This window comes from Corynebacterium canis (assembly GCF_030408595.1).
Lineage (GTDB): Bacteria > Actinomycetota > Actinomycetes > Mycobacteriales > Mycobacteriaceae > Corynebacterium > Corynebacterium canis.
In genome coordinates, this window is record NZ_CP047080.1 from 320,380 (window position 1) to 332,782 (window position 12,403).

At 57.6% G+C, this 12,403-nt stretch carries 13 protein-coding genes and 4 tRNA genes; 13 read left to right on the forward strand and 4 right to left on the reverse strand.

What is annotated here, in order from left to right:
- Positions 1-297: 297 nt before the first annotated feature.
- Both CCANI_RS01450 and CCANI_RS01455 read right to left on the reverse strand, forming a co-directional pair.
- On the reverse strand, positions 298-561 hold the full coding sequence (locus CCANI_RS01450) for a nitroreductase family protein (RefSeq protein ID WP_146324328.1): 264 nt from the start codon (positions 559-561) through the stop codon (positions 298-300).
- A 404-nt stretch (positions 562-965) separates the two neighbouring features.
- Positions 966-2,339: a helix-turn-helix domain-containing protein gene (locus tag CCANI_RS01455; protein WP_146325786.1), complete on the reverse strand. Its 1,374-nt coding sequence runs from the start codon at positions 2,337-2,339 to the stop codon at positions 966-968.
- Between the two features lie 44 nt (positions 2,340-2,383).
- Between CCANI_RS01455 and CCANI_RS01460 the strand changes: the two genes are divergently transcribed.
- On the forward strand, positions 2,384-2,545 hold the full coding sequence (locus tag CCANI_RS01460) for a hypothetical protein (RefSeq protein WP_186750464.1): 162 nt from the start codon (positions 2,384-2,386) through the stop codon (positions 2,543-2,545).
- A 169-nt stretch (positions 2,546-2,714) separates the two neighbouring features.
- Here the strand turns inward: CCANI_RS01460 and CCANI_RS01465 are convergent, their stop codons facing one another.
- Positions 2,715-3,926, reverse strand: a complete 1,212-nt coding sequence (locus tag CCANI_RS01465) for a geranylgeranyl reductase family protein (RefSeq protein WP_425457362.1) — start codon at positions 3,924-3,926, stop codon at positions 2,715-2,717.
- Positions 3,927-4,050: 124 nt separating this feature from the next.
- On the opposite strand from CCANI_RS01465, the gene CCANI_RS01470 reads away from it, so the two are divergent.
- The 3 genes from CCANI_RS01470 to CCANI_RS01480 all read left to right on the forward strand — a co-directional run bounded on the left by CCANI_RS01470 (position 4,051) and on the right by CCANI_RS01480 (position 6,085).
- On the forward strand, positions 4,051-5,088 hold the full coding sequence (locus CCANI_RS01470) for a polyprenyl synthetase family protein (protein WP_146325735.1): 1,038 nt from the start codon (positions 4,051-4,053) through the stop codon (positions 5,086-5,088).
- Positions 5,089-5,172: 84 nt separating this feature from the next.
- A tRNA-Tyr gene (locus CCANI_RS01475) sits at positions 5,173-5,258 on the forward strand.
- Positions 5,259-5,359: 101 nt separating this feature from the next.
- Entirely contained in the window at positions 5,360-6,085 is a 726-nt protein-coding gene (locus CCANI_RS01480; protein ID WP_146325734.1) for a CDP-alcohol phosphatidyltransferase family protein, read from the forward strand.
- 4 nt (positions 6,086-6,089) lie between these two features.
- Here CCANI_RS01480 and CCANI_RS01485 read toward each other — a convergent pair whose 3' ends face one another.
- Entirely contained in the window at positions 6,090-6,974 is an 885-nt protein-coding gene (locus CCANI_RS01485; protein ID WP_146325733.1) for a hypothetical protein, read from the reverse strand.
- Positions 6,975-7,174: 200 nt separating this feature from the next.
- Here CCANI_RS01485 and CCANI_RS01490 point away from each other — a divergent pair.
- The 9 genes from CCANI_RS01490 to CCANI_RS01530 all read left to right on the forward strand — a co-directional run bounded on the left by CCANI_RS01490 (position 7,175) and on the right by CCANI_RS01530 (position 12,372).
- Positions 7,175-7,247: transfer RNA gene (locus tag CCANI_RS01490), tRNA-Thr, on the forward strand.
- Between the two features lie 23 nt (positions 7,248-7,270).
- Positions 7,271-7,342, forward strand: a tRNA-Met gene (locus CCANI_RS01495).
- Positions 7,343-7,438: 96 nt separating this feature from the next.
- Positions 7,439-7,511 (forward strand) — tRNA-Trp (locus tag CCANI_RS01500).
- A 34-nt stretch (positions 7,512-7,545) separates the two neighbouring features.
- Positions 7,546-7,875, forward strand: a complete 330-nt coding sequence (gene secE / locus CCANI_RS01505) for a preprotein translocase subunit SecE (RefSeq protein ID WP_146325732.1) — start codon at positions 7,546-7,548, stop codon at positions 7,873-7,875.
- A gap of 137 nt (positions 7,876-8,012) precedes the next feature.
- Positions 8,013-8,786, forward strand: a complete 774-nt coding sequence (nusG, locus tag CCANI_RS01510) for a transcription termination/antitermination protein NusG (RefSeq protein WP_146325731.1) — start codon at positions 8,013-8,015, stop codon at positions 8,784-8,786.
- Between the two features lie 255 nt (positions 8,787-9,041).
- Positions 9,042-9,479, forward strand: coding sequence for a 50S ribosomal protein L11 (gene rplK, locus CCANI_RS01515; RefSeq protein ID WP_146325730.1), 438 nt, complete (start codon positions 9,042-9,044; stop codon positions 9,477-9,479).
- A gap of 65 nt (positions 9,480-9,544) precedes the next feature.
- A complete protein-coding gene (gene rplA, locus CCANI_RS01520; protein WP_146325729.1) occupies positions 9,545-10,249 on the forward strand; it encodes a 50S ribosomal protein L1 in 705 nt (234 codons plus the stop codon).
- 563 nt (positions 10,250-10,812) lie between these two features.
- A complete protein-coding gene (locus CCANI_RS01525; RefSeq protein ID WP_146325728.1) occupies positions 10,813-11,556 on the forward strand; it encodes a DUF7926 domain-containing protein in 744 nt (247 codons plus the stop codon).
- 33 nt (positions 11,557-11,589) lie between these two features.
- On the forward strand, positions 11,590-12,372 hold the full coding sequence (locus CCANI_RS01530; RefSeq protein WP_290210929.1) for a transposase family protein: 783 nt from the start codon (positions 11,590-11,592) through the stop codon (positions 12,370-12,372).
- Positions 12,373-12,403: the final 31 nt, after the last annotated feature.

Sequence of the window (12,403 nt, forward strand, 5' to 3'; positions counted from 1 at the left end):
CCGGAATTTCTTCGTAAGACCCCCGAATGAAGAATAGAAAGACCAGCCCCAGGTCGGCGGTTGCGCACAACCCATCGGCGATCTAGGCGGTGGCACACAACGTATCGGCGGGCGGGGTGGTTGCGTGGGATCTACCGGCGGGCGGGGTGACTTGGGGCCGGAATCGGCCAATGGTTTGCCGCGCTCAGGCAGATTTGACATGCAGGCCGCTGCGCGGCGGTGTTTCCGCAGGACGCCGAACTTGCCGTGTCAGATCTGCCTGAGGCAAATGTGGCGGGGCCGATGGTTGGCAAAGGTTTAATGTTGTAGGTGCTTTGCGGCCTTGCCAGCAGCTTGCCCTGATAGGTTGTGTGCAGCCGTTGACCTGCGGTCGTCCGGAATTTCTTCATTGGGCACCTCAACGAAGAATGGAAGGACGAGCTGCGGCGTTTTTGGGCGAGATTCGTCCGGAATTTCTTCGTAAGACCCCCGAATGAAGAATAGAAAGACCAGCCCCAAGTCGGCGGTTGCGCGCAACCCACCGGCGGGCGGGGTGGTTGCGTGGTATCTACCGGTGGTCATGTGGTTTGGGGAGGTTGTTTTGGCTGCCCGATCGCGCCGCTTAGGCAGATTTGACATCCAAGCCGCTGCGCGGTGGTGTTTCCGCAGGACGCCGAACTTGCCCTGTTAGATGTGCCTGAGGCAAATGTGGCGGGGCCGATGGTTGGCAAAGGTTTAATGTTGTAGGTGCTTTGCGGCCTTGCCAGCAGCTTGCCCTGATAGGTTGTGTGCAGCCGTTGACCTGCGATCGTCCTGAATTTCTTCATTGGGATGGTTAACGAAGAATAAAAAGACGATTTGCAGTGTTTTTGGGCTGTAGAATCTCGCGACCTTGGTAACACTCTGTGCCATCACCTTGGTAACAATCAGTATCATCACCTTGGTGACAACCAGTAGCATTACCTTGGTAACGCGCGAGCGGGTAGTTAATCCTCTAGTTCAGCAGCGGCGGTGGGGTGTTGTTGTAGCCATTGCTGCTGTCGTTTGAGAAACCACGGCGGGGCCTCGTGGAGGTACGCGCCGATGATTTTCCAAAGGGGTACGGTGGCGCCGATCGGTTCGCCGAGCACGTTTAGTGGCAGTGGGATTCGCAGGACCATGACGCCGTCGACGGAATCGAATAGCGCGTATTCATCGTCGGTGTGAACGACGTAGTAGTGCTTATCGGTAAGCCGTTTGGGGATATTGATGTAGTACCCCGCGAGCGCGAAACGTGGTCTGGACGAGGGTTTGATGTACAGCATTGCTGGATCCTGGTCGAGGCCATCTGCAGCGCTGGGGGACTCGCTCGAACGGGCCTGCCGGTATTTTTCAATCTCTGCAGTCAATTGCTCCTGGGTGATGGGCTCGCCGCTACTAGGGCGGTGTTCGATGCTGTCCCAGGCCTGTTTCGGGGTCATACCCCCGAGTGCTTGATGCCTCCGCTTGTTGTTGTAGTACTCCCGGTATTCACTGAGCAATTCCTTCAATTTGGCCTCAGTACTGGGCTTGTGCGCATCAAGGAACTTCACCAAGGTTTGATGGGAGCGTTCGTTTTTGCCTTGGGTTTGGGGATGATCCGCCCGGCCAGTAATGGCCTCACAACCCTTGACGGCAAGAAACCGATGCAGCGCAGTGATCCGGCCCCGGCGAATCTGATTAAACGCGCCACCATTATCGCTCAGCAATTGGCGCGGTACCCCATAGACACGGATCGCGTTAACTACACAGTTCAACGCATCTGCCCCATTTTCCGGCTTGGTGCCATACGTAGTACCCACATCAAATCGGGTTGCATCATCGATGAGCTGGTAAATCGTGATCACAGTGCCCGCCGGAGTAGCGAGCCGATAGGAAAACGCATCCAGCTGCCACAACTCCATGGCACAGGATCGCTCGAAGCGCACTATCGATGAGCGAGGCCGCTTCCGGGGATTCTTCGCGACCACACCCGCAGCAGCCAGAATCCGAGCAATCGTCGACACCGAAGGAATCGGCTGCACCACATTCGGCTGATCAATCAACGCATACCAAATGGATCGCGGCCCATTATCCCAACCAAATTGGCCAAGCCGCTCCCGCATCGCAAGCACCATCGACACCGTAGCCTCATCATAGGTAGTCGCAGGCTTATGCGGCGCACTCGACCGCGGATGCAGCGCCCCAAATCCTTCCTGCTCAAAACGCTTTTTGATCGCATAATACGTTTTCCGGCTAATGCCATGAACCGCACAAAACTCCGTAATACTCATGCCGTTCGCGGCACACGGATCAAATTCAACAATTAAACGCCGCACATTCGGCGAAAGAGGACGAACCATGCACCTAATTGAAAACGAACACCACCAAAATCGTTTCCACGGTCATGAGACTCGTTGCATCCAAGGCCATGAGACAGACTGTTACCAAGGACATGAGACAGGTTGTCACCAAGGTGATGAAACAGGTTGTTACCAAGGTCCTGAGAGATGACACAGTGTTTTTGGGCGAGATTCGTCCGGAATTTCTTCGTAAGACCCCCGAATGAAGAATAGAAAGACCAGCCCCAGGTCGGCAGTTGCGCACAACCCATCGGCGATCTAGGCGGTTGCACACAACGTATCGGCGGGCGGGGTGGTTGCGTGGGATCTACCGGCGGGCGGGGTGGTTTGGGGATCTGCGCACAACCCACCTGCGGGGGCTGGGGGTCGCTTAGATCAGGGGAGGGGACCCCAAATCGTTCCGCGGATGAGGTGGCCGGCGCCGCGCCAGAGGCGGGAGACAAGGTCGCGATCCTCGTCCGTGACTAGGTTGCCCATGAGGCGGGCGGCGTGCTGCATGATGGTGTTGGCGAAGGGGCCTCGGAACGCAAGGGGTCCGGCGACCGGCAAGAATTGGGGGTATGTCAGCGCCCGGGCGAGGGTCCTGGCCAGCAAGAATGCCTCCCCGTAGTGTGTTCGCAATTGGTCCGGCCAGAGGGCCGAATAGTCGGCGGCCCCAAGGAGGTCGGCGGCGAGGCGGGCGGTTTCCAAGCCGTAGTCGATGCCTTCGCCGTTGAGGGGATTGACGCAGGCGGCGGCGTCGCCGATCAGCATCCAATTGGGCCCCGCGACGCCCGATACGGCACCACCCATGGGCAATAAGGCGCTGGCCACACGCTCGGGGGTCCCGAATTCCCAATCGGGTTGCTGCGCGGCATACACGCCAAGCAATTTCTTGGTATTGATCTTCGCCGGTCGCGCGGTGGTAGAAAGCGCCCCGCAGCCGACATTGGCCATGGTCCCGCCGAGGGGGAAGATCCAACCGTACCCGGGCTGCACCTTGCCGTGTTCGTCGCGCAATTCGAGGTGGGAATGGATCCAGGGTTCGGCGCCTCGGGGGGTGTGGCAATAGGAGCGGGCGGCTATGCCATAGACCTCGTTTTTATGCCATTGCCTGCCGAGCGCTTTGCCTAAAGTCGAGCGGACACCGTCGGCAACAATAAGGTGTTTGCAACGTACACGTTCGGACCCCACCTGGATGGAGGCGACGCGCCCCGCAGACAGTTGGGGATCGGAGGCCGCAGCCCCCTCCCAGACCTGCACCCCCGCCTCCCGCGCGTGTTGCACCAATTTGGCGTCGAGTTCCATGCGGGGCATCGCCGACCCGATCTGTCCGAACATAGTATCGGGCCATGGGGCGGTGACTGATCCGCCGAATCCGTGGAGCTTAAGGCCGCGTGAGGCGTAGTGGGACGCGGCGTCGATACGCAGCGTGCGGAGTTGGTGGATCGCTCGGGGGGTGAGCCCATCGCCGCAGGTTTTATCGCGTGGAAAGGTCGCGGCGTCTACGAGGAGAGTTTCGAATCCGCGCCCAGCGGCGAAGTAGGCGGCGGCGGCTCCGGCGGGTCCCGCGCCAACGACGAGTACGTCAACACTAGTCACGGGCATCATTGTCCCACGGCGTTATTCTGGGATGTGGGAAGGGCACCTATTCGACTACGGTTAGTGGTTAGCTATGTACAATTCGCCCGTACTGGGCCAGCTTTTGAAAGAAACACGAGGGCTTTGACGGATGAGTAACGGCACTCGCCCCTACCGGATGGGAGCGCAGGCAGACAGCGGCACCGCATACGCCGTGGATTTGGGCAACCCCAGATTGAATCATGTGATTGCGGATGGCATGGTCGACGTCGAACGTGTGCTGCAGGAGGAGCTTTCCAAAGGGGAAGAGTTCATTTCAGAAAAGGTCCTGCATTTAGTTTCCGCTGGTGGGAAGCGCTTTCGCCCCATGTTTGCGTTATTGGCTTCGCAATATGGTTCGCGCCCGGGGTGCAGCGCCGTGGTGCGCGCCGCCGTCGTGGTGGAGATGACGCACCTGGCCACGTTGTACCACGATGATGTGATGGATGAGGCAGATCGCCGCCGCGGCGTGCCCAGCGCAAATTTCCGTTGGAACAATTCTGTGGCGATTTTGGCTGGCGATTATTTATTGGCCCATGCTTCCCGTTTGATGGCGGAGTTAGGCGCGCAAACCGTCAGCCATTTCGCAGATACGTTCGGAGAGCTGGTTACCGGACAAATGCGCGAAACCATCGGCGTCGGGGAGGGCGATCCGGTGCAGCATTACACCGACGTGATCCGCGAGAAAACGGGCGTGCTGATCGCCTCCGCGGGTTATTTGGGCGGCCTGCATTCGGGCGCGGATCCCGAGCATACGGAGGCATTGCGCAGGCTGGGTTATGCCATTGGGATGGTGTTCCAGATCGTGGATGACATCATTGATATTTTCTCCGACGCCGCGCAGTCTGGGAAGACGCCGGGCACCGACCTACGCGAAGGTGTGTTCACATTGCCGGTGTTGTACGCGCTTGCGGAAGATACCCCGGTGGGCGAGGAGCTCCGCGGCCTGCTTACCGGCCCGTTAGAGTCCGACGCGGAGGTGGCCCGGGCGTTGGCGTTGTTGGAGCGTTCCACCGGCCGTGCGAAGGCGCTTGACGACGTCCACCGCTACCTCGCCGAAGCCGAAGTTGAGCTGGCGCTCCTTCCGGACAATGAGGTGACCAAGGCGCTGCGCACCTTGGCGAATCTTACGGCCGCCCGCGTGGGCTAGGTTTTGCGGTCTACCAGCGGGTTTGCGTAATCCGGTTGGGGTTATAGTAAAGTCAATCCCGCACCGCGCACTAGCGAGTTGCACGCCAGGTTGCCCGAGCGGCCAAAGGGAGCGGATTGTAAATCCGCCGGTTTTTACCTTCGTAGGTTCGAATCCTTCACCTGGCACCATGGACCCGTCGCTGTCACAGCGACGGGTTTTCGTCTTTTAGCGCCCTGTAAGGTCGGTATGCTGAGATGGGTCTGTTGCCAACACATGAATCGGAGTTCTTGTGACCACTGAAGCCACCTGGCCACTGCGAAATCACATCGCAGCGTGGGCCGTCCATGCGTTCACGATGACGGGGTTGCTATGGGTACTTTTAGCTGCTGAGGCCCTGATTGATGGCGACCACAAGCGAATGTGGATGTGGCTGGGGGTTGCGCTGGTTGTAGACGCCGCGGATGGGCCGCTGGCCCGGGCCGCCAAGGTCACGGAGGTGGTGCCGTGGTTCTCAGGGGTCATGTTGGACAACGTTGTGGATTATCTCACGTGGACTTTCCTTCCGGCGGTGTTTTTATCCATCGCCCTGCCGTTGGGGCCGGACCCGCTGCCGATCGTGGCGGCGACGTTGGTGCTGATGTCCTCCATGTTCTGCTACGCCAACACGCTCATGAAATCCTCGGACTGGTATTTCGTGGGGTTCCCGGCGGCCTGGAACATTGTGATCGTGATCCTGTGGATGTTCGGGCTGGGTGCGATCGGCAACTGGATCGTGATCATCGTGTTCGCGGTGTTGGCCTTGGTGCCGTGGAAGTGGGTGCATCCGTTCCGAGTGCGCCAGTATCGCATTTATAACGGCACTGCGGCGGCGGTGTGGGTGCTGGCCACCAGCCTGATGGTGTGGCAGCATCCCGTGATGCCCGTGTGGCTGCTGATTCCGTGGGCGATCAGCGGGGCCTGGTTGATTATCGTTTCGGGGATCCGCACTTGGCGGGATAAACCCGATAAGGCGTGAGCCCTTAGACCCGCCACCGGCCCAGCAATTGGCGGGCCACCTGGCGGTCGCCCCACATCTTGTAGCCTTCCAGCGCGAATGTGCCAAAGATCAGGGCAAAAATAATGGCCACGACTTCGGGGGGATAATGCTTGCCGTGGGATCCGAAATAAATATATGGGGCGACAAAGGACACGATGGTGACGGCCATGCCCACGATGCGTTTCCAAAACCTGCGGGCGGTCACCATGGTGAGGATGCCCCACGTATACGGCACGGCGGTGATGAGATCGATCGCCCACAGCACCACCAGCGAGCCGTGGAATTGCTTTACAAAAGTCACCGGCAGGGCCCGCAGCGCCGAGTAGGTAAGCACCGCCACATAGGCCAGGAATTTCGGGGAGTTCAGTAGCCGCGAGGCGCGGGTGCGGGGGATGATTGGGATGCCGCGCTCGAGGGTCTTTTCGTAAATCTCGGAGCTGAGGTCCAGCCCGTCAAGGTGGGTGAGCGCGCTCCACAGGATGATGCGGTCTTCTTCGGTAAAACGATCTAGTAATGCCCCCACGAGCTGCATCGGGGAGATACCCACCGGGGTGACCGTGGTGCCAAAATAATCCTGGCGGGCACCCATGGGTTGGACGAGGCCCTCGGGGAGCCATTCCTCCCAATTGGTGCGGGTTTCCTCCGTCATGGGGATCAGCCACAGGCGTTCACGGCGGGAAATGCTATCCCGCAGCATCGAAATGAAAATCTCGCGAAACTGGTCGTGGTCCATCCCCGGCAGGGGCGGCAGGGCCCGGACATCTTTGTCGCGGAGGTCGCTCAAACGATCAATGCCCGCGGCGTTGCGGACAGCATCCGGGTCCAGGCAAAGGTCCTTGGCGAATGCGATATCAAAGAGCCACATCATGGCTTCACTGTAGAGCAAAAGGTGGCGGACAATCGCAACGGGCTTCGACTCGATACGAAGAAATAATGCTTCTCTTACGTTGCGTTGCGCGATTTGTAGCCTTGAACTGCCGATTTGTGTTGTTGTGTGATGTCGGGTTAATCTTTGTGAGGCTTCAACGGAGCGGGCCGGTATATACTAGCCTCACCGAGTGAAGTTTAGCCCCCTTAGCTCAGTCGGCAGAGCGTTTCCATGGTAAGGAAAAGGTCGACAGTTCGATTCTGTCAGGGGGCTCTGTCCCTTATCTGGGATGGTTTGGCGGTGTAGCTCAGTGGTAGAGCAAACGACTCATAATCGTTGTGTCGCGAGTTCAATTCTCGCCATCGCTACTGGGATTTTTCCCTGGTCCACGCTCCACTGCGGAGTTTTGGCATAGCGCCAAAGTTTTGCTAAGGTGGTCGCGTACTGCACACAGGTGCGGTCCAAGGGGTGTAGCTCAATTGGCAGAGCAGCGGTCTCCAAAACCGCAGGTTGCAGGTTCAAGTCCTGTCGCCCCTGCAAAGTTATTTCTAGATGTGACTCGAGGAGTACCGTGGCCGACGAAAAGCACCCAGAAAACCTGGTCGGGGTGTCCCGCCCGGCGGGCAAGCGCCAGGTCTCCAAGGCGGCCACCTCAACGGCGGAATATGCAGCTCGCCGCGTGGCCAAGGAAAAAAGCGGGGGAGACGAAGGGCCCGGCGGCAGCGTAGCCACCTTCCTGCCCGAAGTGGTGCAGGAAATGAAGAAGGTCATTTGGCCCACCGCTCGGCAAATGGTTGTGTATACCGCCATTGTGTTCGCATTTTTGATTGTGCTTACGGCCCTGGTTTCGGGCATTGATTTCCTTGCTGGGCTTGGAGTTGAGAAGATCCTCACCCCCTAGGTACAATCCCTTTAACGCTTGAGATCCCGTCGGAAATATGTTCCGGCGGGATAAAATTTTGCCCCGTTGGGGGTACCATAGCAAGCAAATCCTACGATTTTTTTGGCACGACCATAGTTACACATTGGAGTCACCCTATGAGCGATGAAAGCACGAATATTTTTGATACCGGTTCGCCCGTGACGGATAACGCAGCCGAGGAAGGCTCCGATGTGGCCAACGCTGCGGCCGCCCTCGGGGACAGCGCTGAGGACGCCGCACTGGAGGATTACAAGGCCCGCCTGCGCGCCTACATTCGTGAACTGAAAAAGCTCCCCGGCTCCTGGTACATCATCCAGTGCTACTCCGGCTACGAAAACAAAGTAAAAACCAACCTGGATATGCGCGCCCAAACCCTCGGCGCGGAAGACTATATCTATGACACCGTGGTCCCGATCGAAGAGGTCGTGGAAATCCGTGACGGCAAGCGCAAACTGGTCAAGCGAAAGCTCCTGCCTGGCTACGTGCTCGTACGCATGGAGATTAATGACCGCTCCTGGTCCGTAGTCCGCGATACCCCGGGTGTGACGTCGTTTGTTGGAAACGAGGGTAATGCAACGCCGGTGAAGATTCGCGACGTCGCAAAGTTCCTTATGCCGCAGGCAACCGCGACGGGTGACGCGGAGGAAACCGCAACCACCGCCGAGGGCGAAAAGGTTGTGGCCCAGCCGCGCGCAAGTGCCGCAAAGCCGGTGGAGGTAGACTATCAAGTGGGCGAGGCCGTGACGATCCTTACGGGTGCGCTGGCGTCCGTTTCAGCTACTATTTCCTCTATCGATGCGGAAAACGGCAAGCTGGAGGCGCTCGTATCCATCTTCGGCCGCGAAACCCCGGTTGAACTCACATTCGATCAGGTGGAGAAGGTTACGTAGTTAACTGCTTTTCGACGCCCCGCGCCAATTAGCAAAGCTGTATAGCGTGCGGTAGAATCTCAACCCGCGTGTGCTTTTCGCACGCATAATCGTTTTGTCCCCCGGTGGCCGGGATACACCCCGCGCGCAGGCACTACCGTATTTCAGGTATCGCTCGCGCTTGCAATCAGCGGGTGGGGCCCGGCATCCGGTAGGCGTCATTGCAGCTCTATCGGTGTTGCGGTGGTGCCGATACCAAGGAAGCAGGTTTTACCGATGCCCCCGAAGAAGAAGAAAAAGGTCACTGGCCTAATCAAGCTGCAGATCCAGGCTGGTGCCGCTAACCCGGCCCCGCCCGTCGGCCCCGCGTTGGGTGCCCATGGTGTGAACATCATGGAGTTCTGCAAGGCTTACAATGCTGCCACGGAATCCCAGCGCGGCAATGTGATCCCTGTTGAGATCACGGTCTATGAGGACCGTTCCTTCACCTTCAAGTTGAAGACCCCGCCTGCCGCGAAGCTGCTGCTCAAGGCCGCTGGCCTGCAGAAGGGTTCCGGCGTTCCGCACACCCAGAAAGTGGGCAAGGTAACCATGGCCCAGGTGCGCGAGATTGCGGAAACCAAGAAGGAAGACTTGAACGCTAACGATATCGACGCCGCGGCGAAGATTATCGCTGGTACCGCCCGTTCCATGGGCATTGAGGTTGAGGGTTAATTCTCTCTTGTGGCAGGGCTAGCTCCGGCCCGCAGACCACACAATCTATGTAAAGGATTTTGATTATGAGCAAGAAGTCGAAGGCATACCGCGCCGCCGCTGAGCTTATCGACGCCGGCCGCATTTACTCGCCGCTCGAAGCTGTAACGTTGGTGAAAGACACCTCCTCCAAGAACTACGACGCTACCGTTGACGTTGCCGTTCGCCTCGGTGTTGACCCGCGCAAGGCCGACCAGTTGGTGCGTGGCACTGTTTCCCTGCCGCACGGCACCGGTAAGACCGCCCGCGTGATCGTGTTCGCCGCTGGTGAAAAGGCTACCGAGGCTGAGGCTGCCGGTGCGGACCTCGTTGGTTCCGATGAACTGATTGAAAAGATCCAGGGCGGATGGACGGATTTCGACGCCGCGATCGCCACCCCCGACCAGATGGCTAAGGTTGGCCGCGTGGCCCGTATCCTTGGCCCGCGTGGTCTTATGCCGAACCCGAAGACCGGCACCGTGACCATGGATGTGGCCAAGGCAGTTGCCGATATCAAGGGCGGTAAGATCTCCTTCCGCGTTGATAAGGCCGGTAACCTCCACGCCGTGCTTGGCAAGGCTTCGTTCGAGCCGAAGAAGCTTGCGGAAAACTACGGTGCGCTTATTGAGGAGCTGCTTCGCCTGAAGCCCACCTCCTCCAAGGGCACCTACCTGAAGAAGGTGACCATCACTTCCACCAACGGCCCCGGTATCCCGGTGGACGCCACCGTGGTGAAGAAGTTCGCCGAGTAAGAAACTCCAACAGGTCAGACCTGTTACAGATTTCTTAAGGGTGTAACCCCACACTTGCTGTGGGGTTACACCCTTTTTTGATTTCCGCTGGTCAAGCCATATTTTACATAGGAGAAAACGATTATGATTATTGTGCAAACCTAGAAGTAGGTAAGAAGTTGCTTAAAACGTTATATAGCTGTAGTGTTTCGGCCTGAGGACCTCGACATGACTAAAACTTGCACAACCACAGTGTTTGTTTGTACTCGACCGAACTGCGGAGAGCCATCAGCGAGCCGCTGAGCAGCATCAAGTCGAAGCCCTCATTTCACTCTTATAAACATGAATTGAGAAAAGATGTTGAACGAAGCACTGCGCGCTGCCACCGCATTACGCGGCTGGCGCGTTCTGCGCACGGTGATGACCTTTTTCCTTGTGAGTGCCATGGTCGTCCTTGGTACTCAGGTAATCGTCGGTCATCCAGCCGTGGCAGAAAACGGCGGGGGGGGGTAATAAATTCTCCCGTCACGCCTGAGAATCAGAGCGAAAGCGACCTGTATGTTACCGACCTGACTCTACGTCGTGTGGGCGACAAGACGGGTGAGTTGCCACTCATTGTTAACGATACAGCGGGAGTGGTGACGTTGAAATGGAACAATGCCTTTGCTGATAAGCAGGAGACTCGGCCTGTTGCCGGCAAGAAGTTTACCCTCGAATTGCCTGAGGTGTTGTTCTTTTACGCCCCTGCCCTAACGCCCGGCGGACCTACCGGCACGCCAACGCCTCCGAAGAAAATGGAGCATAGCAATGGTTCCGTGGTGGGCGAGTGCACGTTCGAGCCTCGGAAGGTCACCTGCCAGTTCAACGAGGAGGCCGAAAGGCTATGGGAGCAGGGCACGCGAAACTTTAAAGGTGACTTTTCGGCATGGGTTACGAATGCAGTTCCAACCGATGGGGCTAAAACCACCGAGACCTTTAAGGTTGGCAGCAAAGATGTAGAAATTACATTGCCGGGCGGAATTATCAAAGATCAGTCTGGTCCGCTCACAGGAACTCCGTGGTACAAGTCGGCGAATTCGCTGCAGGACGGTTCCGATGCGATCAACTGGTACTTTAAATTCACTGGACCGCACCTCAAAGAACAGTTTGCGGCTAAAGGCATTAATCAGGTCATGGATGGCAATACTCCATTTACCCTGGTACTGCGCGATATTGCGATCAGTGATCCATTGCATTTCCCCAAAGAACAATCAGTGCGCCTTAGAGGGTTATTCAACCGCTGGGGTTTTGCCGGGTGGACTTTCCGACCTCAATACCCCCGAACATAGCAAAGGCGATACAAGGTTCCGCATAATGAATCTATGACAAAACAAAACACAAATGCCTTGTACCGCTGGGCCAATACTAGCAAATGTTCGACTGATGAGATTATCGCGCTAGCCAACGACATCGAAACCGCAGGTTATACACATCATTGCCCCCTTAGTTTGGGGTTAGTCAGTAGCCTGGAATGCGCTTTGGTCTACTACTGGAGCGAAAATCTCCCGCAACGTGTGATCGCCACGATCTATGGGGTGTCCCAACCCACGATTTCCCGCGCCATCAACGCAGTCCTTGACCTTCTGGAACGCTTTCTCCCAACCGCACCAACCGTGGAAGACCTCGTACCAACGCGCCATCGCGTCCTCGATGGGACATTGGTCCCATGCTGGTCATGGAAAGGGCAACAACAGTTGATCAGCGGCAAACGCAAAGCCACCGGCCACAACCTCGCAGTCTTGACCGACCAGAACGGCAATATCGAGTACATCAGCCCGCCAATGCCTGGGAGATCTCACGATAAGCGCATCGCAGATAAGCTGGGCATCACCACCGTGTTGCCAGGCGACTATGTCACCGCCGACCTTGGGTACGTAGGTACTGGTTTTGACATCCCCCAGAAACGCAACAACGGGCAAAAGGTTCTCGAACCCTGGCAGCAGCGCTTCAACAACGCTCTTGCATCCATCCGCTGGGTCGTCGAACAAGCAATCGCCCACATCAAAAACTGGCGAATACTTCACACCGACTGCCGATTACCCATAGCCACCACGAAGCGCACAATACAAACCCTTACCAAGCTATTCTTCTACAGAAACCCCTGAATAACCTTCTTAGCCGAGTCGTCCCCAAGGG